We start from the raw sequence: 24,804 nt of genomic DNA, 5'->3' as shown, positions 1-24,804 counted from the left end.
CGTCACCGGGCCTCGATGCCCGTCAGCAGGAGGTCCAGTCCGGCGAGGAACTGCGTGCGGTCGTCGTGCAGGGCCAAGGTGGCGGCGATGCGGTGCAGGTACGGGAACTCGTCCGGGTCGAGCTGCTCGATGCGGGAGGCGACGCCGCCCAGGAGGTCCTCGCGGCTGGGCCCGCTGCGGGCGAGATCCGAGCGGGCGTTGGCGGCGTTCTGCGCCGCCGCCCCGAGGATGTAGCCGACGACCGCGGTGGCGGCGTCGAACAGACCCGCCTCCGGCGTGCCCATCGCCAGCACTGCTCCGCCGATCCGCTCGCTGAGCAGCAGGTTCGCCGGCCTGCCCGGATCGGCCATCACCTGCGCGGCGAGCCATGGATGCTCGTCGATCGCGTCGAACAGGGTGAGCGCCAGCGTGCGGATGCGTTCGCGCGGTTCCTCGGCGCCCGCGGGCGCGGCGAGGATCGGCCGCAGGACCGTGTCGGTCGCGGCGGCGAGGAGCTCGTCCTTGCCGGCGACGTGATGGTAGATCGCCCCGCTCCCGGTCCGCAGGGCGCCGGCGAGGGCGCGGAAGGTCAGCGCGTCGGCGCCGCTCTCGTCGAGCAGGGCGATCGCGGCGTCCACGATGCGGTCGCGGGTGAGGGCGTCGGTGCGGCGGCTGCGGGGTGGCACCCTCCCATCTTGACATGTCTGGAACAGTGTTCCAAACTTCATTGGAACACCGTTCCAATGAAAGGGGAGCGCCATGGAGGCACCCATCACGATCATCGGCGCCGGGCTCGGCGGCCTCGCCCTCGCCCGCGTCCTGCACGTGCACGGGATCGCGGCCGTCGTCTACGAGGCGGAGCCGACGCCGATGTCACGCACCCAGGGCGGGCAGCTCGACATCCACGAGGCCGACGGCCAGGCCGCGCTCGAAGCGGCCGGACTCACCCCGCAGTTCCGCGCGCTGATCCACGAGGGCGGCGAGGCGACGCGCGCCCTCGCGCAGGACGGCACCGTCCTCCTCGATCTCCCGGACGACGGCGACGGCGGCCGCCCCGAGGTGCTCCGAGGGGAGCTGCGGCAACTGCTCATCGACGCGGTGCCCGCGGACGCGATCCGCTGGGGCGCCAAGGTCGTCGCGGTGCGCGCGCTCGGCGGGGGACGGCACGAGGTGAGTTTCGCCGACGGGACCGTCGTCACCACCGGCCTCCTCGTCGGGGCGGACGGTGCCTGGTCCAAGGTGCGCGCCCTGGTGACGGACGCGAAGCCGGCCTACTACGGCACCACCTACGTCGAGACCTACCTGCACGACGTCCGTCGCAGCCACCCGGGCATCGCCGAGCTCGCGGGGGAGGGCGCGATGTTCGCCCTCGCGCCCGGCCGCGGGATCAGCACGCACGCCGAGGCCGGCGACATCGTCCACACCTACGCGCAGCTGCACGTGCCGGAGGAGTGGGCGGACGGGATCGACTGGACGGACCCGTCGGCGCCCGAACGCGTGATCGCCGAGTATCCGGGCTGGTCGGGCGAGCTGCTCCGGCTGATCGGGGAATCCGATACGCCGCTCGTGCCGCGGAAGCTCTTCACGCTGCCCGTCGGCCTGCGCTGGGAGCACGTCCCCGGCGTCACGCTGGTCGGCGACGCCGCGCACGTCTGCCCGCCCGCCGGCGAGGGCGCCAACATCGCGCTGTTCGACGGTGCCGAGCTGGCCCGGCACATCGTCGAGAACCCCGGCGACCTCGACGGCGCGCTCGCCGCCTACGAGCGGGAGATGTTCGACCGCGCGGAGGAATCCGCGGCGTCCGCGGAGGAGATGGCGACCATGCTCCTCGGTGACGACGCGCCGAACGCGCTCGTCGAGTTCTTCACGGCGATGCCGGACCGCGGACCGTCGGACTAGCGGCCCAGGGGCCCCCGGCCGAGGCGCAGGAGCAGCATCGCGAGGGTGTGCCCCTCGCGGCCCAGCTCCGAGAACCGCTCGAGCACCTTCATCTCGCGCGAGTGCACCAGGCGGGTGCCGCCCGACGCCATGCGCGTGCGGCCGATGATCTGCGAGACCTCGCTGCGGCGCTTGATCGCGGCCAGGATCTCGGCGTCGAGGCGATCGATCTCCTCGCGCAGGGCCTGGATCTCCTCGTCGGCGAGCGGCGTCTCGGCGCCGGTGTCGTCCGGTGTGCTCATGGCTCAAGTTTTCCACAGCCGCGGGACCTACTATCGAGCACCGTGCTCCGTCCGTCCCGGCTCCCCGCTCCGCAGCGCCTGCTGTGGATCGGTGCGGCAGTGCTCATCGTCGGGCAGCTCGTCGTGCGCGGCTTCGTGCTGGCCCGCGGGAACTTCTACTGGGACGACGTCGCCTTCATCGGCCGAGCGTCGCGACCGCTCACGGATCTCGGCGCATGGTTCGTCGACTACGACGGCCACTTCATGCCGGGCACGCTGTTCACCGCGGCCGCGATCACCAAGGTCGCGCCGCTGAGCTGGCCCGCCGCGGCCGCCTCGCTGCTCGTGCTGCAGGCCCTGGCCTCCCTGGCGACCCTGCGCGCGCTCGTGGTGATCGCCGGGCGCCGCCCGGTCGTGCTGGTGCCCTTCGTGTTCTTCCTGTTCAGTCCGCTCACGCTGACGGCGATGGCGTGGTGGGCCTCGGGGTTGAACGCGCTGCCGCTGCAGATCGGCCTGGCGGTGGTGATCGCGGAGACGGTGCGCTACCTGCGCGGACACCGTCGGTCCGGGGTGTACGCGGTGCTCGCGCTGCTGGGGACGCTGCTGTTCTTCGAGAAGGCGCTGGTCATCCCGTTCGTCGCGCTCGCGACGGCGTGCCTGCTGCCGTACCTGCGGGGGCATGGGCGCCCGGTGCGGACGGTGCTGCGTCGCGGGCGCGCGCTCTGGCTCGCGTTCGCGGTGATCGTCGCCGGATGGATCGTGCTGTGGCTGACGGTGACGGCGTCGCGGCCGGGTACACACACCGTCGACTTCACGGCGAAAGTGCTCGGGCGGTCGCTGAACGCGGTGCTCGCGCCCGCCGCCCTCGGTGGGCCGTGGACCTGGACCCGCACCAATCCGGGGCCGCCGCTGGTGGTCACCGCGGTGGCGCTGACCGTCGTCGGGCTGCTCGCGGTCGCGGCCATCCTCGCCGTCACGGGGCGGCTCGCGCCGCGGGGCGTCGCCGCCTGGGGCGCGGCGGGCGTGTACTTCCTCGGCGCCTCGTCGACGGTGTTCTTCCTGCGCAGCTCCGAATTCACCTCGCCGCTGCTGCCGCTGTCGCTGCGCTACTTCGCCGACTTCGCCTGGGTGCTCACGCTGGCCGGTGCCCTGGTCCTACGGACCGAAACCGGGCGTTTTCGAGCCCGCGACGGCCTCCGGGGGAACCTGACTCGAAAGACGGCCGGTTTCGTGAGCGACCGGCGGCTGCGGATCGCCGTGGTGATCGCCTTCGCGGTCAGTGGCAGCGTCTCGGCCGTCCGCTTCGCCCCGGTCTGGCACGACAATCCGACCGGTCCCTACCTGCAGAATCTGCGCGCCGGGGCGGCGCAGTACGCGGATCGCGAGATGATCGACCAGGAGGTCGACCTCGGCGTCCTGAGCAGGCTGTCCGGCCCCAACAACCGGCTCTCCCGGATCCTCGCCACACAGCCGGCGTACCCGCGCTTCGCCGAGTACGCGGGGGAGGCCACGGTGGCGGACCGGTCCGGGCGCTTCCAGCCCGGCACGGTGACGCGCGTGCGCAGCCTGCCGCTCGGGCCGTTCCCGTGCGGGACCCGGGTCGACGACGGTGCGCCGGCCGTCCTCGCGTACGAGGGCCCGCTCGCGTTCTGGGACTGGGTCGTGGAACTGAACTACCTGGCCTCCGAGGACGGCGAGCTGACCCTGGCGCAGCAGCGCGGCGCGACGCCCGTGCGGGTGCCGGTGCGCAAGGGCGCGCACACCGTCTACGCGCGGGTGACGGGCACGGGCGACGGGCTCATCGCGCGCGCGGAAACGCCGGGCCTCGTCGCGTGCGTCGGCAGCGGTCCCGTCGGGCTGCTGGTGCCCGCGACGGCGGCGCGCTGACGCTCCATCCCCGACGGTGTGCTCCTGACCTGCGGCAGCGTCTGACCTGCTGTTTACCCGCAGCGTGGATTAATTTCTGCGACACAGCAACGTTCAATGTCTCAAGGTTTCCATGGAATCGGACGTAAATCCACGGTGTGGGTTGTATGGTGCCCTGGTCCGAACTCCTGTGATCGGTATCACTCAAGCGAAGGGTGCCTGCCTCCATGCATGCCGCTGTCCGTCGTCCCGTCTCGCGCCGCTACGCCGGCGCCTCCCTCGCCCTGGTCACCGCGGCCGCGATCGCCGTCGCCCCGGTGACCGCCTCCGTCGGGGCCGTCACCGCGCCCGCGTCCACCGTCCTCGTCAACCCGGCGAAGCTGGTGAGCCTGCAGGCGCAGGTCGCCGGCTCCGTCGCCGACTTCCTGCCCCGGGCCGCCGGGCCCGTGGCCACGGCTGCGGCCACCGCGCCGACCTGGGGCTGGGGAGATGTCACCTTCGTCGCCGACACCCTGCGGGAGGCGTTCCAGCAGGTGCAGGCCAGCCTCGCGGGCGAGTACGGCGGCGGCGTGCAGAAGTCCTTCGAGCAGGCCTTCGAGGCGCTGAGCAAGGGCAGCATCGCGGGCGCGTACCGGCCGATCGGCGGCCTCGTCGAGACCACCACGATGATCGCCATGATGGCCGTGCTCTTCCCCGTCGCGGGCGAGTTCAATCCCAAGCTCGGCGCCCTCGGCAAGGGGCTCGACGCCGCCTTCCCGCACCTGATCCCGATCGGCCAGTCCGCTCTCGCGCTGGCCACGCGCCTGCCCTACGAGGTGCTCGCCGCGGGGGAGGCCATCGTCAAGTCGGTCTTGACCGGCGACGTCACCAAGATCGGCGCCGCGGTCGCGAGCGGCGTCGCGGGCATCGGCAAGTTCCTCGAGGCCAACCTCTCCAACGCGTCGACGGGGCTCATCCCCAATCTGGTCAAGGCCGGCTCCGCGGTGCTCGGCGAGATGCTGCCGAAGCTGCCCGCCTCCGCGCAGGCCGACGCCTTCGCCGCGCGCGCCGCCGTCGCCGCCGCACCCGTCGGGATGCCCGCCTTCGACGCCCTCTTCGAGGCGTGGAAGGCCGGCTACGAGATGTTCGTCGCGTCCTGGAAGGGCGACCAGTGGACGCCCGGCGTCGCGGGCACGATCGCCGACGCGCTCGCCAAGCTCGCCAAGGGGGATCCCGCCGGCGCGATCGGCGACGTCACCGACAAGGCCAAGGCACTGTCGATCATCGTCCTGCTGGGCGGCGTCCTGCCCATCACCGATCTCATCAACCCGTACCTCGGCCCGATCGGGACCGGTCTCACGAACTCCCAGGCGGACTTCATCGGCCTCGGCAACTCCGCGCTGGCGGTGCTCTTCGACACCCCGGGCAAGGTGGTGGCGATCGGCCAGAACCTGGTGACCGCGCTGCTCTCCGGCGACCCGGCCAAGGCCCTCACCGGGCTCACGGCCGACATCGGCGCGTTGACCACCTTCCTCAACGACCGCCTCTTCGTCGCCAAGGACAATCCGTTCGACAACGCCGTCTTCCCGGGGTTGGCGAACATCGGCAAGAACATCCTCGACGCCTTCAAGCCCGCCGCACCCGCCGCACCTGCCGAGGCTGCGAGCGTCGCGAAGTCCGCCGAGGTGACCGTCGTAGCGCCGGCGGCCGGCGCACCGGCGGTCGCGACGCCGGCGACGGGGGCCGTCGAGGTCTCGGCCCCGACGGTGCCGTCCGAGTCCGTCGATCCGGCCGTGCCGTCCGCGCCCGCGGACCCGGTCGCGCCGACCACGCCCGAGGCCACCACTCCCGAGGCCACCACTCCGGAGGCCACGACGCCTGAGCCGCCGGTGCCTGCGGAGCCGACCGCCGAGACCCCGGCGGAGGCCGTTGAGACCCCGGCGGAGGCCGCCGAGACCCCGGCGGAGACCGTCGAGGCCCCGGCCACCGGCGGGGCGGAGGAGGGCGGCACCGTCGAGGCCGGCGAGTCCGACGACGCCTCCGGCACGGGGGAGTCCATCGACGCCTGACGTCGATCCCGAACAGCTCCCCAGTGGAGTCCGCGTGGAACTACCGGCCGCGCGGCCCGCTGGGGAGCTGTTCTCCACTCCGGCCCCGAAAAGGCCCGTGACCTGCTCCATTCAGAAACGTGCAGACCGCATTGAGACAGATTGACGTGTGGTGTCGCAAAGCTTCCTTCAAAGCGGCCCGAATATCCACGGCGTGGGCGTATGTTCCGTTCGTCCGGTTCGTCGTGTGATCCGGCTCACTCCAGTTGAAGGGTGTTCCTCCATGCTCGCAGCAGATCCTCGGTCCTCCCACCGTCGTTACGCCGCACCCGCCGTCGCCATGGCCGCGGCGGCGGCCGTCGCCGTCGCCCCCGTCGCCACGTCGATGGGCGCGGTGACGGCACCGTCGCTCCCGCCGATCGTCACCGACATCGGCGACGCGGCCGGCGCCATCGCGAACTGGGCCACGACGATGGGCCTGAAGTTCGTCACCGATCCGGTCACCGGCCTGACGAAGCTGGTGCAGGACCAGTTCGCCACCGCCGGCACGATCGCGGGGGCGGCGGGCGACGCGGGCGAGGCCTTCTTCGGTTACCTCGAGGACAACCTGCTGGTGAACCTCGAGAAGATCCAGGCCGACCTCGCCGCGGGGAAGGTGGGCGAAGCGTGGACCACCTTCGCCACGACCATCACCGGCGCGGTCCTCACGCCCGCGATCAGCCTGCTCCCGGTGATGGACGCGATCGGCGGCCAGCTCGGCCCGATCGGGGACGGCCTGACCGCCGCGCTGGGCCCGTTGCTCGGCCTCGCCCTCGGACCGCTCCAGGCGGGCATCGAGGTGCCGGCCCTCCTGGCCGACGGCGTCACCGCCGCACTCAAGGCGCTCAGCACCAGCGGCCCCGCCGCGGCCCTGACGTCGCTGTTCGGCACGGCCTCCGCCGTGAACGAGAAGGCGATCGGCGCCCTGTTCGGCGATTTCGGAGCGATCCCCAGCCTGGTCAACCTGATCCCGACGATCATCGGCGGCATCGCCGGTTCCGAGTGGGCGAACGCCGGCCCGTTCACCCTGCCCACGGGGAACAAGGTCACCTTCGCGCCCGCCTCGGCGTCGACACTCGCCGCCTCGCCGACGGCGCTGCCGGACTTCGGGGCGATCGGCGGGATCTGGACCGACACGCTCACCCGGATCGCCACCAACCTCGCCGGCCCGGACGGCCTGCAGCGGATCTTCAGCACCCTGCTCACCGGAGTGCCGAGTGGGGAGTGGTCGCAGTCCTACGAGGTCATCCACGGCATCCTCGCCGCGCCGCTGCTGGAGCTCGGCGGCGCCGTGCTCCAGACCGGTGACCTGATCAACCCGTTCCTCGGCCCGCTCGGCAAGGGCCTCGACGGTGCCGCGGAGCCGCTGCTGTACCTGACGCTCGGGCTCTACAACGCGACGCGGATGGTGCCGTCGGCCGCGCTCGCCGGCGTCGAGAACGTGGTGAAGGCGCTCGCGACCGGCGATCCGGTCGCGGCGATCAACGCCGCGGTGGCGGGCCTCGGTGCCACGCTGACCGAGGGCAACAACGCGCTGTTCTCGGACAACCCGTTCACCATCGGTCTGCTGCCGGGCCTGCTCGGTGTCGGGACCGGCTTCGTCGACGGCCTGCTCGGCAAGACCGCCGAGACCGTGACCGCCACGACGCTCGCGGATGCGCCGGCGAAGACCGCCGCCCCGGCCGCCCACGACGCCGACGACGCCTCGGGAACGTCGGGCGGAACGGCGGAGTCCTCGTCGCCGACGGTGCCCGCTGAGGCCTCGGAGTCTCCCGCCACCGGTGCGCCGGAGTCGAGTGCTCCGGCCGAGGAGCCGACCGTCGGGACCCCGGTCGCCGAAGCGCCCGACGCCGGGACCCCTGTCGTCGAGACGCCGGAGTCGTCCGAGGCGGAGGCGCCCGCGGCGGAGACCCCGGCTGCCGAGTCCCCGGCTGCTGAGGTCCCGGTCGAGGAGGGTTCCACGGATTCCTCGTCGAGCGGCTCGACGTCGGAGTCCGCGGATTCGTCGGATTCCTCCGTGGATGCGGCCGCCGCGGCCTGACCGCACCCGTTCCACCCGAGCGCACCCGGCACGCCGGGTGCGCTCGGTCGTTGCGGGTGCGAGGAGCCCCGTCGGGCGCACTCCCCTGGTATTTTCCAATAGTGAAGGGTGGATTGGGTGTCACTGGTCGAGTGCTGGTCACGCTGCTCGGATGTGCGGTCATCGCGCTGGCCAATGGGCTGCTCACGAATGCGCTGTACGGCGCGCCCAAGGGTGTCTACCTGTTCGTCGGCAAGACCTATGCAGCCGACGGCGTCAGCGGCCAGACATTGCGGGCGCTCCGGGGGCGCTCCGCCGCGAACGTCACGCAGACCGGGTACGCCTCTATGGAACCGTGCAACAACGAAGGCACTCACCTGTGCGTCATCGTTGATCTGACGATCGAAGGCGTATCGCTCGCCGCCTTCGACTTCGATCAGAAGTCGCTCGCGATCGAGATCGACGGACGGACCTTCGGCGCGGGCGACGAGATATCGAGGGCAGGGCTTCCGGACTCGATGATCGACGGACCGGTCCGACTGAAGAAGGGGCAGTCCGTTCAGACGTCCGCACGGGTCGCGCTTCCTCGCGCGGCCGACGGGGTCAAGCGGCCGGCGACGATCCTGATCCGTGGTCTGGACTCGGGTGTCTCGTGGCGGTACGACCTCCCCACGTGGTGATCGCCGGGTGGCGGAAACCTGTCAGCCGTCCCGGCTAGGCTGGACGGGAGATGAGTAACCCAGCACCGCAGCAGTCCGGACTCCGCCAGCGCCAGCCCTTCTCCCGCGAGAAAGCGCAGGTGGAGAGGCAGGAACGTGGCCAGGAACTGCTCGACGGGCTGAACCCGCAGCAGCGCGCCGCGGTGCTGCACGAGGGCTCGCCGCTCCTCATCGTCGCGGGTGCGGGCTCGGGCAAGACGGCGGTGCTCACCCGGCGCATCGCCTACCTGCTGGCCGCCCGCAACACGCACCCCGGCCAGATCCTCGCGATCACCTTCACCAACAAGGCCGCCGCCGAGATGCGCGAGCGCGTCGCGGCCCTCATCGGCCCCCGCGCGAAGATCATGTGGGTCTCCACGTTCCACTCCACCTGCGTGCGCATCCTCCGCGCCCAGGCCGGCCTGCTGCCGGGCATGAACTCCAACTTCTCCATCTACGACGCGGACGATTCGCGCCGGCTGCTCACCATGATCGTCAAGGAGATGGGGCTGGACGCGAAGAAGTTCGCGCCGCGGGCACTCGCCACCCACATCAGCAACCTCAAGAACGAGCTGATCGATCCGGAGCAGGCCTCGGCCGACGCGGCGAAGACGGGGGAGCCGTTCGCGGTCACCGTCGCCGAGGTGTACGGCACCTACCAGGCTCGCCTGCGCGGGGCGAACGCCTTCGACTTCGACGACCTCATCGGGGAGACGGTGGCGCTGCTGCAGTCGCACCCCAACGTCGCGCAGTACTACCGGCGCCGCTTCCGGCACGTGATGGTCGACGAGTACCAGGACACCAACCACGCGCAGTACGTGCTGGTGCGTGAGCTGGTGGGCCTGGAGACCGACGCGGACGGCGTCGAGCCCAGCGAGCTGTGCGTGGTGGGCGACGCGGACCAGTCCATCTACGCCTTCCGCGGCGCCACGATCCGCAACATCGAGGAGTTCGAGCGGGACTTCCCGAACGCGGAGACCATCCTGCTGGAGCAGAACTACCGCTCCACCCAGACCATCCTCTCGGCGGCCAACGCGGTCATCTCCCGCAACGCCGGCCGCCGCGAGAAGAAACTCTGGACCGACCAGGGCGACGGTGACCTCATCACCGGCTACGTCGCCGACAATGAGCACGACGAGGCGAGCTTCGTGGTCTCGGAGATCGACGCGCTGGCGGACCGGGGCGTCAAGTACAGCGACGTCGCGGTCTTCTACCGCACCAACACCGCCGCGCGCGTGCTCGAAGAGGTCTTCATCCGCCACGGCGTGCCCTACAAGGTGGTCGGCGGCGTCCGCTTCTACGAGCGCAAGGAGGTCCGCGACCTCGTCGCGTACCTGCGCGCCATCGACAATCCGAACGACACCGTCAGCCTGCAGCGCATCATCAACACCCCGCGCCGTGGCATCGGTGATCGCGCCCAGGCCTGCCTGACGGTGCACGCCGAGAACCGTGGTGGCACGTTCAGCACCGCTATCGAGGACGCGGTCGACGGCACCGTCGCGATGCTGAACCCGCGCTCGCGCAACGCGATCGCCGCGTTCGCGGGACTCATGGCCGATCTGCGCCGCATCGCCGCGGACGAGGACCAGGACCTCGGTGACCTGCTCGAGGCCGTCGTCGAGAAGACGGGGTACCGGGCCGAGTTGGAGGGCTCGTCGGACCCGCAGGACGGCGCGCGCCTCGAGAACATCGAGGAGTTGATCAGCGTCGCGCGGGAGTTCTCCGCGCAGGACTTCACGGACGTCGTCGTCGAGGAAGGTGCGCCCGAGCCCGGCTCCCTGGCCGCCTTCCTGGAGCGGGTCTCGCTGGTGGCGGACGCCGACCAGGTGCCCGACAGCGAGGCGGGCGTGGTCACGATGATGACCCTGCACACCGCCAAGGGCCTGGAGTTCCCCGTGGTCTTCGTGACCGGCTGGGAGGACGGGCAGTTCCCGCACATGCGCGCCCTGGGCGACGAGTCCGAGCTCGCCGAGGAGCGGCGCCTCGCCTACGTGGGCATCACCCGCGCCCGCGAGCGCCTCTACCTCTCCCGCGCGATGATCCGCGCGACGTGGGGCGATCCGATGCAGAACCCCGAGTCGCGGTTCCTGGCGGAGATCCCGCAGCACCTCATCGACTGGCGCCGCCTGGAGCCGAAGCGCAGCCAGTTCGGCGGCGGCTCCCGCGGCGTCTTCGGCCAGGACCGCCCGTCGTGGGGCGGGGGCGGCGGCTACGGCGGTCGGGACCGGTCCTCGGGCTCCGACGGTGGCTGGACCCCCAAGCGGGCGCCCAAGCCCTCGCGCCGGGCGAACAAGCTGACGCTCGCCGTCGGTGACCGGGTCTCGCACGACTCGTTCGGCCTCGGCACCGTCACCGCGATCACCGGCGCGGGCCCGATGGAGCGCGCCACCTTCGACTTCGGCTCGTCGGGCACCGTCACCCTGATGACCTTCGGCGGCCTGCCGATGGAGAAGCTCTAGCCCGCACCCCGATCGCCCCGCGGCGCGCGGCACCAGCCGCCGTAACCCTGGTCCGACTTTGATCCGGTTCCGTCGGTTTGGTGTCGATTGCACTGTCCCGGTGTCACTATCAGGTGACGGCGACGGACGGGGGACGGATGTCGGATGTACTGGTCGGCGTGACGGCGATGGTGGTGCCGCTCGTCTGCGTGCTCGTTCTGGGGTGCGCCTTCGTACTGCCGGCACGGCTCATCGCGTTCGGGAATCCGTCGCGGATCAAGATCACGCGAGCCGCGCGGTGGGGCGTTCTGGCGGTACTCGCCGGCGCGATGCTCGCGGAACTGGTCGGACGATTCGGCTTCGGCTACTCCGGGGCCTCGGCATCGACATTGGGGGTCGGGCTCACCGCGGGGGCCGTCACCGCCCTCGTTCTCCCGGTGGTGCGAGGACGAGATCGCCGGGGCGGGCAGCGGGGCTGGCGATCCGCGATCCTTCCGGTCGCTGTGGGAACGGCTCTCGCATGGGGCGTTCTCGCGGTGGTCACTGCGGAAGTGCGTGCACTGAACACCTTCGGAACGAGAACGGACGACGGGCAGTTCACCCTGCAGATCCCGTCGGGCGGGGCGTACACGGCCAGTAACATGCCGGACGTGGCGGACTGTGTGCTGGCCGCCGTTCTGATCGCGATCCTTGCGGTCGCGACGACGTATTTCCTGGCGCACTGCTCGGGCCCGTACGCGGAGAACCAGAGGTACTACGCTGGCCTGCTCAGCGCGTCGGCGACGGCGACGATCGTCGGTGAGCTCGCGTCGGATGCGCACCGGATCGCGGCGGAGGGGTACAGCATGAGGTTCACCGCAGCCGATGGCTTCCCCGGCATCGATGGGCTGAACGACAGTCTCGACAATCTCAGCACGTTATCGATGTTCGGCGGCATCGGCCTGCTGCTCGCGGTCGTCGTGTCGTGGTCACGCGGCGCCGATGGCGTGATCGCACCCCGTCCGGCCGTGCGCGGCGCGGGCGTCGAACGGGATTAGCCGCCACCAGGCCCGCGAGGCCCGGGCACGCAGGGGCCTGAACGGGCGAAAGCCCCCTGAACATGCGAAAGGCGCCCCGGTGATCCGGGGCGCCTTTCGTGGAGTTCGGGTGCTTAGACGCGGATGCCGCGCTCGGCCAGCCAGGCCTGCGGGTCCAGCTTCGCGCCGCCGACGCCGTGCACCTCGAAGTGCAGGTGCGGGCCGGTGGAGTAGCCGTTGTTGCCGACCCAGCTGATGAGGTCGCCCGCCTTGACGGTCTGACCGGCCTGGACGTTCACGTTGTACATGTGGCCGTAGACCAGCACGGTGCCGTCGGAGAGGCGGATCTTGATCCAGATGCCGAAGCCCGAGGCGGGGCCGGCGTCGGTGACCACGCCGTCGGCGGCCGCGAACAGCGGGGTGCCGAGCGGGGCGGCCAGGTCGAGGCCGCCGTGCATGGCGCCCCAGCGGGTGCCGAAGTTGGAGGTGAGGGTGGCGCCGTTGACGGGGGCGGTCACCTTCGGGCGCATCGAGTCGATGATGCGCTTGTCGTCGGCGTCCTTGCGGGCCTTGCCACCGGCGAGGCCGGCCGCGAACTGCTCGGTGTCCTGCGCGGCGGGCAGCGGCGCCTGACGAGCGGCGTTGGCCTCGGGGCCGGCGGGCGGGACGATCGGCTGCTGCGAGGTCGACGGGCCCTCGTTGCCGGTGGAGCCGGCCACAGCGGCACCGGCGACGGTGGCGCCCGCGGCGAGGGCGAGCAGGGCGGCGCGACCCTTGAGCGAGTGCGGCGCAGCGGGAACGCGGTGCTTGCCGCCCTTGCGGACGGGCGCGGGGAGGAGCTCGGGAGCGACCTCGGGCGCGTCGAGGAGTGCGGTCTCCTCGAGCGGCTCCTGCGTCTCGATCTCGGTGTCCCCGGTGAACAGCACCTCGGGGATCATGAGGTCCTGCGTGACCTCGGAGCTGGAGGGGCGGTAGACCAGGCCGGTGTCGTCCGGCGCATCGGTCCAGGTGTCGCTGTAGGCGGCTTCCAGTCGGCTCTCGAGCTCATCCAGCGGGATGATCGCGGTGATCGACTCATCATCGAGGACCTGCGTGCCGCCTTGCCAGCGCACGTGGTTCTCGCGACTCCGTGTCATATCTCGCCTACTCCAACCGTAAAACCGCACTTCGGACCACGTGGTGATCCGACGATGTCCTCATCGTGACCGCTTCGTGATCCGCGTCCCGTCGACGATAACGAAATGATTGCGACGAGACAACCTCTCGGGGGGCGGTTCGGCCGATTGTGCTGTTGGTCACAATGCGATCACAAAGGGTCGAATGACGATGGTGTCATTCCCGGTGGAGGCGGATCCGCTCGTCGTCGGCGTCGTAATCGTAGAGCTCGGCGTACCGGCCCCAGTCGATCGCCAGCCGCATCTGGCGCTCCGCGTCCTCCGGCCCGAAGCCCCGCCGCAGCAGGTCGACGAAGAAGCCGAGCCGGGCGGTGCCGTCCTTGGCCGCCCGCAGCGTGCGCAGGACGGTGCGCACCAGCGGCGCGCGGGTCGCCGCCTGCCGGGCGAAGACCTCCTTCGCCTCGGTGAGCGGCACCGTCACGAATCGGCGCCCCACCTCGGTGACGACGATGGTGTTGCCGTCGACCTCGACGAAGCCCAGCATCGCGGCCGCGTCGACCAGCGGCAGGATGTCGTCGATCTCGAAGGTCAGCTCGGCCGCGAGGTCGGGCAGATCGGCACGGCCCTCGTGCGCGTGCACCAGTTCGACCAGCCCGGCGAGCCCGCCGACCCCCGCATCGGGCAGCGGCCGGCTCACGGGCGTCGCGTCGCCCGGGTCGGGGGCGTGCTCGATCTCGACGGTGCGCCCCGTCAGCGCCCCGTACAGCTCGTCGACGATGGCCTCGAACTCCGGCGCGGTGCGGTCGCGCGGCCTGGCGAGGGGGATCGACGTCTCGTGCACGATCCGGCCCGGCTTGGAGCCGAGCACCACGACGCGGTCGGCGAGCAGCACCGCCTCCTCGATGTTGTGCGTGACGATGCAGACGCTGCGCGTCGGGAAGTCGTCCTGGCCCCACAGCTCGGCGAGCTCGCCGCGCAGGTTCTCGGCGGTGAGCACGTCGAGCGCGGAGAAGGGCTCGTCCATCAGCAGCAGGTCGGGCTCGAGCACGAGCGCCCGCGCGAAGCCGACGCGCTGGCGCATCCCGCCGGACAGCTCGCGCGGATACGCCGACTCGAAGCCGTCGAGGCCGATCGTGTCGATCGCCGCCCGCGCCCGGGTGCGCCGGTGCTCGGCGGACACGTTCCGCGCGAGCAGCCCCAGCTCGACGTTGCCCTGCACCGTCAGCCAGGGCATGAGCGCGAAGGACTGGAAGATCATCGCCGTCCCCGGATTGGGGCCGGTGAGGGCGGCGCCGTCGGCCTCGACGGTGCCGGACGTGGCGGGGATGAGCCCCGCGATGATCCGCAGCAGCGTCGACTTGCCCGAGCCGGAGCGGCCGAGCAGCGCGACGATCTCGCCCGGCGCGATGCTCAGGTCGATGTCGTCGAGCACGGTGAGGGTCTCTCCGGTGGCGCCCTCGAAGCTCTTGGTCAGGCCCTCGAGGTGGATCAGTGGGCGGTCGCCGGGGCGGGTGATCGTGGTCATGGGAGTGCTCCTTATATAGAGGTGTGGCTCAGAGGGAGTAGCGGCGCTCGGCCAGTCGGTAGAGGCGGCGCCACAGGGCGGCGTTGGTGCCCACCACGAACAGGCACATCACGACGATGCCCAGCAGCAGGTGCGCGGTGTGCTCGACGCCGGTGGCGGCGGTGGCCCGCGCGATGTAGTCGCCGAGGCCGTAGGCGTGGTACTCCTGCCCGTCGTAGGAGACGACCTCGGCCACGATCGAGGCGTTCCATGCGCCGCCGGCGGCGGTGATGCCGCCCGTGACGTACCCCGCGAAGACGCCCGGGAGCAGGACGTGGCGCCACGTCATCAGGCGCGGGAGCCGCATGTCGGCCGCGGCCTCGAGCAGATCGCCGGGGATCGCGCTGGCCGCGGCGATCACGTTGAACAGGATGTACCACTGCGTGCCCAGCGCCATGAGCACGACGCCGCCGACGTCGAGCGGGATGTTCCCCGCGACGAAGACGGCCGTGACGAGGGGGAACAGGAAGTTCGCCGGAAAGCTCGCGCAGACCTGGATGAGCGGCTGCAGCGCGCGGCTCAGCGCGGGGTTGAGCCCGATGATCACGCCGATCGGCACCCACACGACGGTCGCCACCAGCATCACCACGGCGACCCGCGCCATCGTCGCCAGGCCCAGCAGCAGGACGTGGCCGACCTCGCCGAGCCCCGCGTCGCGCGCGATCACCTCGCCGCAGCGGTAGAGGCCGTAGCCCAGGACCGCGAGGACCACCGCGGCGAAGAGCAGGTCGCCCAGGCGTCGGCGGGCGGGTGTGCCGACGGTGCCGGTCCCCGTCCGCCCGCCGAGCGTCCCGAAGACCCGGTCGCCGACGGTGACCACGGGCGCGAGTACGCGCCCGGCCGCGGCGCCGATGTGCGAGCGGCGCAGCAGGGTCAGCACCGTCGAACGCGGCTCGCGCCCGGTCGCCGAGTCCTCCAGCCGGAAGCGCTCGGCCCAGGCCGTGAGCGGGCTCCAGAACAGCAGGTTCACGCCCACGATCACGACGATCATCGCGAGGATCGCCCACCCGACGCGGCCGAGGTCACCGTCGGCGGAGGCCGACGCGACGTACGCGCCGATCCCGGGGAGTGCGTACTCGCGGCCCGCCACCGACACCGCCTCGGAGGCCGTGAGGAAGAACCAGCCGCCGCCGAAACTCATCATCGCGTTCCAGACCAGCGGGATCATCCCGCTCGGCACGTCGAGGCGCCAGAAGCACTGCCAGCGTGAGAGTCCCAGGTCCTGTGCGGCCTCGCCCAGGTCACGCGGCTGGCTGATCAGGCTCTGGTAGAAGGCGAAGGTCATGTTCCAGGCCTGCGAGGTGAAGATCGCGAAGATCGCGGCGCACTCGAGGCCGAGGGTGGATCCGGGGAACAGGGCGATGAACAGCGTCACGGTCACGGACAGGAAGCCGAGGATCGGCACCGACTGCAGGACGTCGAGCAGCGGCAGGAGCACCGCCCGGGCGCGCCGGCTGCGCGCGGCGAGCACCGCGTAGGCGAAGGTGAACACCAGCGACGCCGCGAGCGCGAGGAACATGCGCAGCAGGGATCGCAGCGCGTAGTAGGGCAGGTTCGACGGGTCGGTGTCGACGCGGGCGGTGCTGTGCGCCAGGTCCATCGGCGCGCCCATGCCCTGCCCGACGCGGATCGTCAGCCAGATCAGGGCGGCGGCGCCGAGGACGACGAGCACGTCGGCGGCGATCCCGGCGCCGCGCTCGCGCCGGCCGGCCCTCCCGCGGGCCGCGAGCGGTGCGGTGGAGGTGGTGCTCACAGGTCCGCCTCCTCGCGCTCGCTCAGCACGTTCCAGCGCACCGCGGTCACCGACGGCTCCATGCTCAGTTGGCTGATGGCCGACTCGAGCGCACGGTCGTCGCGCCCGTCCGCCGCCAACGTCGCGCGGACCTCGACGAGGCCCCCGTCGGCGTTGCTGCTGCTGATCGACTGCAGGTGGAAGACGGTGCGGCTCAAGGCCTGCACGAGCATCACCCGGACGTGCGCCTCGTTCTCGTCGCGGGTGACGGCGACGAACTCGTAGCGGCTGGGGGCCTCCTTGCCGGTGTCGGGCGCCTTGTCGACGACGTGTCCGACGGAGCGCAGCGCGGTGTTCACCGCGATGACGACGGCGGTGCCGAGGGCCGCCGCGGCGTACAGGCCCGATCCGGCGAGGGCGCCGACCGCGGCGGAGCACCACAGCGTGGCGGCGGTGTTGAGGCCGCGGACCGTCAGGCCGTCGCGCAGGATCACGCCGCCGCCGAGGAAGCCGATGCCGGAGACGATCTGCGCCGCGACCCGGGTGGGGTCGCCGCCCTCGAAACCGAAGGCGGACAACACCACGAACAGGGCGGAGCCGACGGAGACCAGCGCGTTGGTGCGCAGTCCCGCCATCCGGGCGCGGTACTGCCGTTCGAGGCCGATCAGGGTGCCGAAGCCGACGCCCGCGGCGATGCGCAGGGCGATGTCGAGCAGGGTGACGTTCGCGGTGACGTGCATGGGATTCTCCCTCGTCGGGACACGCGTGAGCGCGCCGCGACGATGGGTCACGGCGGAGAGCGATGCGTGTGATGAGCGCTGTTCACGGGCAGCGCGCGACGGCCGACGGATCGTCGTCGGCGGGCACGCGGGTTACCCGAACGGGTTGAGGCTCAGCGCTTTCCCTGCGGTGATGCGGAAGCGCCGAGCGGGCGACTATGACTGTCGTCGGGCATTGCATCACCTCCACCGGTGGGACGGCCGCGCGCCGATGGAGGGAAGTGAGACTTCAACGCCCCTCCACGTCAGACCTTCAGCACTTCGCGGCGTGAACCCGTACGCGCAGTACGGGAGCCAATCGGGGCGCACCCTTAATCCGGATGCACCTGTCCTGACCCGGGGCGTCTCTCGACGTTCGGGGTCGCTGGCCTGTTTCCGCGAAGGAGCCTCAGCGAACGAATGGCGCCTTACGGCAACAAGCATGACACGGGCTCCGAAGCGGGGCAAGCCGAGTAGTGTGGCCCGCCATGGAGGTACCCACGAGGGGGAGCGCCGGCACGGACGCGGAGGCCGGCACCGCGCGCGAACGCGCCAAGGCGGCACGCCGTCGCGAACTGCTCGCCGCCGCGGCTGCACTCATGGCCGAGCGCGGCTTCGCGGGAGTGCGCCTCGAGGACATCGGCGCCGCGGCCGGCGTCTCGGGTCCCGCGATGTACCGCCACTTCTCGGGTAAGCAGGACGTGCTCGCCGCCCTCCTGGTGGAGATCTCGGAGTACCTCTACGACGGTGGCCGCCGGGTCGCCCAGGAGCGCGCCGACGATCCGCGGCAGGCCCTGCACGACCTCGTCGACTTCCATGTGGACTTCGCGGCGTCCGAGCCGGACTTGATCCGCGTGCAGTACCGCGATCTCTGGTCGCTCGCGCCGGAGTCGGCGCGGCGGGTGCGCCGGCTGCAGCGCCAGTACGTGGAGATCTGGACGGATGCGCTCACCGCGCTCGGCGGCGACCCCGTCGACAACCGGGCCGTGGTGCACGCCGTCTTCGGCCTGATCAACGCCGCCCCGAGCCTGCCCGCGCTCCCGCAGCCGCGGCTGCGCGCCCTGCTGCGCGACAAGGCCCTCGCCGCTCTCGGCGTCTAGAACGCCTGCCCTCGGCGTGTTGCGCGCCGCGGTGGCACGCCGTCATGTCGTGGTCCGGCGGCTGGACCGGGCGGAACGGGTGCAGACTCGCATCCGCACCCTCGGCGCCCCGTCGCACCCCGCATGCCGGGTGCGTCCGGGCGGAACGGGTGCGAACGGCCTTCCGCACCCGAATCGCCAGCGCGGAAGCTACCGCCGGGTAAGACTGGACAGCGTGGCCGGGCTCACATAGTCTCGTTTCAGTTAATGGTGACTAACTCACGAGGAGCGGGTGTGACATTCCGCGAGGAACACGAGCAGAACGTCGCTGACCTGCGCACACGGCTCGACCGGGTGGCGCAGGGCGGCGGTGAGCGGGCGCGCGCCCGGCATGAGGGCCGCGGCAAGCTGATGGTCCGCGAGCGGATCCGCAGGCTGCTGGACACGGGCAGCCCCTTCCTCGAGGTGGCGCCCCTGGCCGCCGAGGACATGTACGACGGCAAGGCCCCGTCGGCGGGCGCCGTCGCCGGCATCGGCACCGTCTCCGGTCGGCAGGTGATGATCGTCGCCAACGACGCGACGGTCTCGGGCGGCACGTACTACCCGATCACCGTCAAGAAGCACCTGCGCGCGCAGGAGATCGCGATGCAGAACCGGCTGCCCTGCGTCTACCTCGTGGACTCGGGCGGCGCGATGCTGCTCAACCAGGACGAGGTCTTCCCCGACCGGGAGCACTTCGGCCGCATCTTCTACAACCAGGCCAACATGAGCGCCGCCGGCATCCCGCAGATCGCCGCGGTGCTCGGCAGCTCCACCGCGGGCGGCGCGTACGTGCCGGCCATGAGCGACGAGACGATCATCGTCCGCGATCAGGGCACCATCTTCCTCGCGGGCCCGCCCCTGGTGAAGGCCGCGACGGGCGAGGACGTGACCGCCGAGGATCTCGGTGGCGGCCTCATGCACTCCACCAAGTCGGGCGTGACGGACCACCTCGTCGATTCCGACGACGAGGCGCTGGAGAAGGTCCGGCAGATCATCGGGCGCCTCGGCCCCGTCGGCGAGGTGCAGTGGGACGTGCGCCCCGCGCTGCCCCCGGCCCGCCCGCAGACCGACCTCTACGACGTGGTGCCCACCGATCCGAAGATCGGCTACGACGTGCGCAAGGTCATCGAGATCATCGCCGACGGCGGCGAATTCGACGAGTTCAAGGAGCTCTTCGGCACCACCCTGGTCACCGCGTTCGCGCGGATCCACGGCCACCCGGTGGGCATCATCGGCAACAACGGCGTCCTCTTCGCCGAGGCCGCGCAGAAGGGCGCCCACTTCATCGAGCTGTGCGACAAGCGCCGGATCCCGCTGCTGTTCCTGCAGAACATCACCGGGTTCATGGTGGGCCGCCAGTACGAGGAGGGCGGCATCGCCAAGCACGGCGCCAAGATGGTGACCGCGGTCGCGTGCGCCCGCGTCCCCAAGTTCACCGTGATCGTGGGCGGCTCCTTCGGCGCCGGCAACTACTCCATGTGCGGCCGCGCCTACTCGCCGCGGTTCCTGTGGATGTGGCCCAACGCGCGGATCTCCGTGATGGGCGGCCCGCAGGCCGCCGACACCCTCGGCTCCGTCCGCCGCGAGCAGGAGGGCATGGAGGAGTTCAAGCAGGGCGTGCGCGACCAGTTCGAGCGGCAGTCGCAGGCCTACTACTCCACGGCCCGGCTCTGGGACGACGGCGTGATCGACCCCGCCGACACCCGCACCGTCCTCGGCCTCGCACTGGAGGCGGCGTCCCGCACGCCGCTGCCCGAGGTCTCCTACGGCGTCTTCCGGATGTGATGAGAGATATGAGCAAGATCGAGAAGGTCCTGATCGCCAACCGCGGCGAGATCGCTTGCCGCGTCATCGACACCCTGCGCGCCCTGGGCATCGCCAGCGTCGCGGTGTACTCCGACGCGGACGCCGACGCCCGGCACGTGCGGCTGGCCGACGAGGCCGTGCGCCTCGGCCCGGCGGCCGCCACCGAGAGCTACCTGCGCATCGACAAGGTCGTCGAGGCGGCTCGCGCCACCGGCGCCGACGCGGTGCACCCCGGCTACGGCTTCCTGTCCGAGAACGCCGCCTTCGCGCGGGCGCTGTCGGAGGCCGGCATCGAATTCCTCGGCCCGCCCGTTGAATCCATCGAGACCATGGGCGACAAGATCACCGCGCGCGCCGCGGTGATCGAGCGCGACGTGCCCGTGGTCCCCGGCATCAGCCGCCCCGGCCTCACGGACGCCGATCTCATCGATGCGGCCGAGGGCATCGGCTTCCCCGTGCTGATCAAGCCCAGCGCGGGCGGCGGCGGCAAGGGCATGCACCGGGTGGAGAACCCGGCGGAGCTGCCGGCCGCGGTCGCCGCCGCGCGCCGCGAGGCGGCCGCCGCCTTCGGCGACGACACGCTGTTCATGGAACACTTCGTCGATACCCCGCGCCACATCGAGGTGCAGGTACTGGCGGACAAGCACGGCAACGTGATCCACCTCGGCGAGCGCGAGTGCTCGCTGCAGCGCCGCCACCAGAAGGTGATCGAGGAGGCCCCGTCGGCCCTGCTCGACGAGGCCACGCGCGCCGAGATCGGCCGCGCCGCCTGCGATGCCGCGCGGTCGGTCGGCTACACCGGCGTCGGCACCGTCGAGTTCATCGTCTCGGCCAAGCGTCCCGAGCAGTTCTTCTTCATGGAGATGAACACCCGTCTGCAGGTCGAGCACCCCGTCACCGAGCTGGTGACCGGAGTCGACCTGGTGGAGCAGCAGATCCGCGTCGCCAACGGCGAGGAGCTCTCGCTGTCCCAGGACGACATCGTGCTCACCGGCCACGCCGTCGAGGCCCGCGTCTACGCCGAGGACCCCGCCGCGGGCTTCCTGCCCACCGGCGGCACCGTCACCGCGCTGCGCTACCCGCGCAGCGACCGCCGCGGACCCGTCCGCGTGGACACCGGCATCGAGACCGGCAGCGTGGTCGGCAGCGACTACGACCCCATGCTCGCCAAGGTGATCGTGCACGCCGACGACCGCGAGCAGGCGCTGCGCCGGCTCGACGAGGCCCTCGCCGGCACCCAGCTCACGGGCCTGCGCACCAACGTCGACTTCTGCCGGTTCGTCCTCGCCGACGACGACGTCGTCGCCGGAACGCTCGACACCGAACTGCTCGATCGCCTGGCGCCCACCTACACCCGCCCCGAGCCGACGGTGCGCGCATACGCCGCCGCTGCGGTCCGCGCGGTCGCCGCTTCCCGCGGCGAGGGGCCGTGGGGCACCGAGACCGGGTGGCGCATCGGGGGAGCGCAGCCGACGCTCGTGCGGTTCGACGGTGTCGACGCCACGGTTCTCGGCGACGCGGTGACGGTCCGAAGCACGGGCGAGGAGCCCCGGCTGGATTGGTCCGGGACCGCGCGGATCGTCGGGGAGCGGCTGGTGGTGGACGGCTTCTCCACGCCGGTCACGGTCGCGCTGGATCGCGGAACGTACTGGGTCAGTGGCGAGGACGGCACCTACGAGCTGCGGCTCGCGAAGTCCACGTCGAAGGATCGCGACGGAGCGCACGGCGGCGACGTCGTGAGCCCCATGCCGGGAGCCGTCGTCGCGGTGCCCGTGGAGGACGGCCAGACGGTGACCAAGGGCGAGACCCTGGTGATCATCGAGGCGATGAAGATGGAGCAGCCGCTGGCCGCGCCGCACGACGGTGTGGTGTCGATCGCGGTGCGCGCAGGAGACAAGGTGACCGCGGCCCAGGTGCTCGCGAGCGTCACGGCCACGGAAACGGAAGAGAGCTGACATGGAACTGACCCAGGACTACGCCGACCTGCGGGACACGGTGCGCGACTTCGCGGACCGGGTGGTCGCGCCCGTCTCGGCCAAGCACGACGAGGAGCACTCCTTCCCGTACGAGGTCGTGGGGCAGATGGGCCAGATGGGCCTGTTCGGCCTGCCCTTCTCCGAGGAGTACGGCGGCATGGGCGGCGACTACTTCGCCCTCGCCCTCGCGCTGGAGGAGCTCGGCCGCGTCGACCAGTCGGTCGCCATGACGGTGGAGGCCGGCGTCGGTCTCGGCGCCATGCCGATCTACAAGTTCGGCACCGAGGAGCAGAAGCAGAAGTACCTGCCCGCCCTCGCCGCCGGCGAGAGCCTGGCCGGCTTCGGCCTCACCGAGCCCGGCTGCGGCTCGGACGCCTCCGGCACCCAGACCACCGCCAAGCTCGACGGTGACGAATGGGTCATCAACGGCTCCAAGCAGTTCATCACCAACTCGGGCACCGACATCACCAGCCTGGTGACGGTGACCGCGGTGACCGGCACCAAGCCGGACGGCCGCAAGCAGATCTCCACGATCATCGTGCCCAGCGGCACGCCCGGCTTCACCGTCGAGCCCGCGTACAACAAGGTGGGCTGGAACGCCTCCGACACGCACCCGCTGAGCTTCTCCGACGTGCGCGTGCCGAAGGAGAACCTGCTCGGCGAGGAGGGCCGCGGCTACGCGAACTTCCTGTCCATCCTCGACGAGGGTCGTATCGCCATCGCGGCCGTCGCCACCGGCGCGGCGCAGGGCTGCGTCGACGAGTCGGTGAAGTACGCCAAGGAGCGCAACGCCTTCGGCAAGCCGATCGGCGAGTTCCAGTCCATCGCCTTCGCGATCGCGCGGATGGAGGCGCGGGCGCACACCTCGCGCGTCGCCTACTACGAGGCGGCCCGGCTCATGCTGGCCGGCAAGCCCTTCAAGAAGGAGGCCGCCATCGCGAAGATGATCTCCTCCGAGGCGGCGATGGACAATGCGCGCATGGCCACGCAGATCCACGGCGGCTACGGCTTCATGAACGAGTACCCCGTGGCGAGGCACTACCGCGACTCGAAGATCCTCGAGATCGGCGAGGGCACCACCGAGGTGCAGCTCATGCTGATCGCGCGCTCGCTGGGGTTGAACTCGTGAGCGAGCAGGAGCCCGTCCGGCGGGTCACCCAGCGCGGCCTGTGGTTCGACGAGTTCGAGGACGGTGTGCTCTACGAGCACCGGCCCGGCGTCACCGTCACCGAGGCCGACAACATGCTGTTCACCAAGCTGACCATGAACACCCAGGCGCTGCACCTCGACGCCCACTGGTCGGCGCAGCAGCCCGGATTCGGCGGCCAGCGCCTGGTGAACTCGATGTACACGCTCTCCACCCTGGTGGGCCTGTCCGTCGCGCAGCTCACCCAGGGCACGCTGGTGGCGAACCTCGGCTTCTCCGAGATCGCCTTCCCGGCACCGGTCTTCGCCGGCGACACCCTGTACGCGGAGACCCTGTGCACGGGCAAGCGGGAGTCGAAGTCCCGGCCCGGCGAGGGCATCGTCAACCTGCGGCACGTCGCCCGCAACCAGGACGGCGCGGTCGTCGCCGTCGCCGAGCGCTCCACCCTGGTGCGCCGGGCACCGTCGGGGGAGGAGGCCTGATGCCGCATCCGTTCGCGCACCACGACGACCTCACTGCACCGGCGTGGCAGCCGCCCGGCCCCGCGATCCTGTTCTGCCCCGCCGACCGCCCCGAGCGGTACGCCAAGGCGGCCGAGCGCGCCGACGCGGTGATCCTCGACCTCGAGGACGCCGTGACCGCCGACGCGCGGCCCGCGGCGCGCGAAGCGCTCATCGACAACGATCTGGACCCGGCGACGACGATCGTGCGGGTGAACGCCTTCGGCACCTACGACTTCGCCGAAGACATCGAGGCGTTGCGCCGCACGGCCTATCGTGTGGTCATGCTCGCCAAGACCGAATCCGCGCACCAGCTGGATCGGCTGGCGCAGGTCGACGGCTTGCAGGTGATCGCCCTCATCGAGACGCCGCTGGGAGCCGTCAACGTGAACGAGATCGCCGCCCATCCGCGGTGCATTGGCCTCATGTGGGGCGCCGAGGACCTGGTGGCGGCCATGGGCGGGCGATCCAGCCGCTTCGCCGACCAGACCTACCGCGACGTCCCGCGGCACGTGCGCTCCGCGACGCGGCTCGCGGCCGCCGCGCACGGCAAGTTCGCCCTCGACGCGGTGCACATCGACATCGCCGACACCGAGGGCCTGGCCGCGGAGGCCGAGGACGCCGTCGCTCTCGGCTTCGCCGCCACCGTCTGCATCCACCCCTCGCAGGCGGCCGTCATCCGCGCCGCCTACCGGCCCACGGACGACGAGATCGCCTGGGCCCGCGAGGTGCTCGAGGCGGAGGCCGGCAACAACGGTGTCTACCAGGTGCGGGGTCAGATGATCGACGCGCCGCTGCTCGCCCAGGCCCGCGCGATCGTCGCCCGGGCCGACTGAACGAATC

At 71.3% G+C, this 24,804-nt stretch carries 19 protein-coding genes and 1 riboswitch; of the genes, 13 read left to right on the top strand and 6 right to left on the bottom strand.

Annotated features, from left to right (window positions below):
- Positions 1-2: 2 nt before the first annotated feature.
- The gene (locus BLQ62_RS19395) at positions 3-665 is read right to left on the bottom strand and encodes a TetR/AcrR family transcriptional regulator (RefSeq protein WP_231857543.1); all 663 of its coding nucleotides are present in this window, start codon (positions 663-665) and stop codon (positions 3-5) included.
- 73 nt (positions 666-738) lie between these two features.
- Between BLQ62_RS19395 and BLQ62_RS19390 the strand changes: the two genes are divergently transcribed.
- Positions 739-1,878 (top strand): FAD-dependent oxidoreductase, encoded by a 1,140-nt coding sequence (locus BLQ62_RS19390; protein WP_068564532.1) that lies wholly within the window; start codon positions 739-741, stop codon positions 1,876-1,878.
- Here the strand turns inward: BLQ62_RS19390 and BLQ62_RS19385 are convergent.
- Positions 1,875-2,159 (bottom strand): chorismate mutase, encoded by a 285-nt coding sequence (locus BLQ62_RS19385; protein ID WP_068524189.1) that lies wholly within the window; start codon positions 2,157-2,159, stop codon positions 1,875-1,877. The genes BLQ62_RS19390 and BLQ62_RS19385 overlap by 4 nt on opposite strands.
- 42 nt (positions 2,160-2,201) lie before the next feature.
- On the opposite strand from BLQ62_RS19385, the gene BLQ62_RS19380 reads away from it, so the two are divergent.
- The 6 genes from BLQ62_RS19380 to BLQ62_RS19355 all read left to right on the top strand — a co-directional run bounded on the left by BLQ62_RS19380 (position 2,202) and on the right by BLQ62_RS19355 (position 12,263).
- On the top strand, positions 2,202-4,025 hold the full coding sequence (locus BLQ62_RS19380; protein ID WP_068564534.1) for a hypothetical protein: 1,824 nt from the start codon (positions 2,202-2,204) through the stop codon (positions 4,023-4,025).
- 206 nt (positions 4,026-4,231) lie between these two features.
- On the top strand, positions 4,232-6,052 hold the full coding sequence (locus BLQ62_RS23920) for a hypothetical protein (RefSeq protein ID WP_068564536.1): 1,821 nt from the start codon (positions 4,232-4,234) through the stop codon (positions 6,050-6,052).
- Between the two features lie 262 nt (positions 6,053-6,314).
- A complete protein-coding gene (locus BLQ62_RS23540; protein ID WP_139184257.1) occupies positions 6,315-8,111 on the top strand; it encodes a hypothetical protein in 1,797 nt (598 codons plus the stop codon).
- 131 nt (positions 8,112-8,242) lie between these two features.
- Positions 8,243-8,770 (top strand): hypothetical protein, encoded by a 528-nt coding sequence (locus BLQ62_RS19365; RefSeq protein ID WP_068564539.1) that lies wholly within the window; start codon positions 8,243-8,245, stop codon positions 8,768-8,770.
- A 50-nt stretch (positions 8,771-8,820) separates the two neighbouring features.
- Positions 8,821-11,247: a DNA helicase PcrA gene (gene pcrA, locus BLQ62_RS19360; RefSeq protein WP_082756241.1), complete on the top strand. Its 2,427-nt coding sequence runs from the start codon at positions 8,821-8,823 to the stop codon at positions 11,245-11,247.
- An 80-nt stretch (positions 11,248-11,327) separates the two neighbouring features.
- Positions 11,328-12,263: a hypothetical protein gene (locus BLQ62_RS19355; RefSeq protein ID WP_160126297.1), complete on the top strand. Its 936-nt coding sequence runs from the start codon at positions 11,328-11,330 to the stop codon at positions 12,261-12,263.
- A 113-nt stretch (positions 12,264-12,376) separates the two neighbouring features.
- On the opposite strand, the gene BLQ62_RS19350 is transcribed toward BLQ62_RS19355, so the two are convergent.
- From BLQ62_RS19350 to BLQ62_RS19335, 4 genes are all read right to left on the bottom strand, one after another.
- Positions 12,377-13,378 (bottom strand): M23 family metallopeptidase, encoded by a 1,002-nt coding sequence (locus BLQ62_RS19350; RefSeq protein WP_068528272.1) that lies wholly within the window; start codon positions 13,376-13,378, stop codon positions 12,377-12,379.
- Positions 13,379-13,574: 196 nt separating this feature from the next.
- Entirely contained in the window at positions 13,575-14,882 is a 1,308-nt protein-coding gene (locus BLQ62_RS19345; RefSeq protein WP_068564545.1) for an ABC transporter ATP-binding protein, read from the bottom strand.
- Positions 14,883-14,910: 28 nt separating this feature from the next.
- Entirely contained in the window at positions 14,911-16,674 is a 1,764-nt protein-coding gene (locus tag BLQ62_RS19340; RefSeq protein ID WP_082756243.1) for an ABC transporter permease, read from the bottom strand.
- Positions 16,671-17,393 carry an MgtC/SapB family protein gene (locus tag BLQ62_RS19335; RefSeq protein WP_068564547.1) on the bottom strand — a complete coding sequence of 241 codons (723 nt, stop codon included), beginning with the start codon at positions 17,391-17,393 and terminating at the stop codon, positions 16,671-16,673. The genes BLQ62_RS19340 and BLQ62_RS19335 overlap by 4 nt, the downstream gene beginning before the upstream one ends.
- A 270-nt stretch (positions 17,394-17,663) precedes the next feature.
- Positions 17,664-17,839, bottom strand: a riboswitch (M-box (ykoK) riboswitch).
- A gap of 60 nt (positions 17,840-17,899) precedes the next feature.
- On the opposite strand from BLQ62_RS19335, the gene BLQ62_RS19330 reads away from it, so the two are divergent.
- The 6 genes from BLQ62_RS19330 to BLQ62_RS19305 all read left to right on the top strand — a co-directional run bounded on the left by BLQ62_RS19330 (position 17,900) and on the right by BLQ62_RS19305 (position 24,797).
- A complete protein-coding gene (locus tag BLQ62_RS19330; RefSeq protein WP_068528283.1) occupies positions 17,900-18,511 on the top strand; it encodes a TetR/AcrR family transcriptional regulator in 612 nt (203 codons plus the stop codon).
- 273 nt (positions 18,512-18,784) lie between these two features.
- Positions 18,785-20,317, top strand: a complete 1,533-nt coding sequence (locus tag BLQ62_RS19325; RefSeq protein ID WP_244499919.1) for a carboxyl transferase domain-containing protein — start codon at positions 18,785-18,787, stop codon at positions 20,315-20,317.
- Positions 20,317-22,293, top strand: coding sequence for an acetyl/propionyl/methylcrotonyl-CoA carboxylase subunit alpha (locus BLQ62_RS19320; protein WP_082756244.1), 1,977 nt, complete (start codon positions 20,317-20,319; stop codon positions 22,291-22,293). The genes BLQ62_RS19325 and BLQ62_RS19320 overlap by 1 nt, the downstream gene beginning before the upstream one ends.
- A 1-nt stretch (position 22,294) precedes the next feature.
- A complete protein-coding gene (locus BLQ62_RS19315) occupies positions 22,295-23,443 on the top strand; it encodes an acyl-CoA dehydrogenase family protein (protein WP_068528292.1) in 1,149 nt (382 codons plus the stop codon).
- Positions 23,440-23,943, top strand: coding sequence for a MaoC family dehydratase (locus BLQ62_RS19310; RefSeq protein ID WP_068564550.1), 504 nt, complete (start codon positions 23,440-23,442; stop codon positions 23,941-23,943). The genes BLQ62_RS19315 and BLQ62_RS19310 overlap by 4 nt, the downstream gene beginning before the upstream one ends.
- Positions 23,943-24,797: an HpcH/HpaI aldolase/citrate lyase family protein gene (locus tag BLQ62_RS19305; RefSeq protein ID WP_068564552.1), complete on the top strand. Its 855-nt coding sequence runs from the start codon at positions 23,943-23,945 to the stop codon at positions 24,795-24,797. The genes BLQ62_RS19310 and BLQ62_RS19305 overlap by 1 nt, the downstream gene beginning before the upstream one ends.
- Positions 24,798-24,804: the final 7 nt, after the last annotated feature.

Origin of the sequence: Tsukamurella pulmonis (assembly GCF_900103175.1) — a bacterium.
Classification (GTDB): domain Bacteria; phylum Actinomycetota; class Actinomycetes; order Mycobacteriales; family Mycobacteriaceae; genus Tsukamurella; species Tsukamurella pulmonis.
This window is presented reverse-complemented; position numbering and strand designations above follow the sequence as displayed.

Excerpts from the sequence above, each read along its gene's own strand:
- BLQ62_RS19330 (WP_068528283.1), top strand. The coding sequence starts at position 17,900 with ATGGAGGTACCCACGAGGGGGAGCGCCGGCACGGACGCGGAGGCCGGC.
- BLQ62_RS19320 (WP_082756244.1), top strand. The coding sequence starts at position 20,317 with ATGAGAGATATGAGCAAGATCGAGAAGGTCCTGATCGCCAACCGCGGC.
- BLQ62_RS23540 (WP_139184257.1), top strand. The coding sequence starts at position 6,315 with ATGCTCGCAGCAGATCCTCGGTCCTCCCACCGTCGTTACGCCGCACCC.
- BLQ62_RS19390 (WP_068564532.1), top strand. The coding sequence starts at position 739 with ATGGAGGCACCCATCACGATCATCGGCGCCGGGCTCGGCGGCCTCGCC.
- BLQ62_RS19385 (WP_068524189.1), bottom strand. The coding sequence starts at position 2,159 with ATGAGCACACCGGACGACACCGGCGCCGAGACGCCGCTCGCCGACGAG.
- BLQ62_RS19315 (WP_068528292.1), top strand. The coding sequence starts at position 22,295 with ATGGAACTGACCCAGGACTACGCCGACCTGCGGGACACGGTGCGCGAC.
- BLQ62_RS19345 (WP_068564545.1), bottom strand. The coding sequence starts at position 14,882 with ATGACCACGATCACCCGCCCCGGCGACCGCCCACTGATCCACCTCGAG.
- BLQ62_RS19335 (WP_068564547.1), bottom strand. The coding sequence starts at position 17,393 with ATGCACGTCACCGCGAACGTCACCCTGCTCGACATCGCCCTGCGCATC.
- pcrA (WP_082756241.1), top strand. The coding sequence starts at position 8,821 with ATGAGTAACCCAGCACCGCAGCAGTCCGGACTCCGCCAGCGCCAGCCC.
- BLQ62_RS19350 (WP_068528272.1), bottom strand. The coding sequence starts at position 13,378 with ATGACACGGAGTCGCGAGAACCACGTGCGCTGGCAAGGCGGCACGCAG.
- BLQ62_RS19305 (WP_068564552.1), top strand. The coding sequence starts at position 23,943 with ATGCCGCATCCGTTCGCGCACCACGACGACCTCACTGCACCGGCGTGG.
- BLQ62_RS23920 (WP_068564536.1), top strand. The coding sequence starts at position 4,232 with ATGCATGCCGCTGTCCGTCGTCCCGTCTCGCGCCGCTACGCCGGCGCC.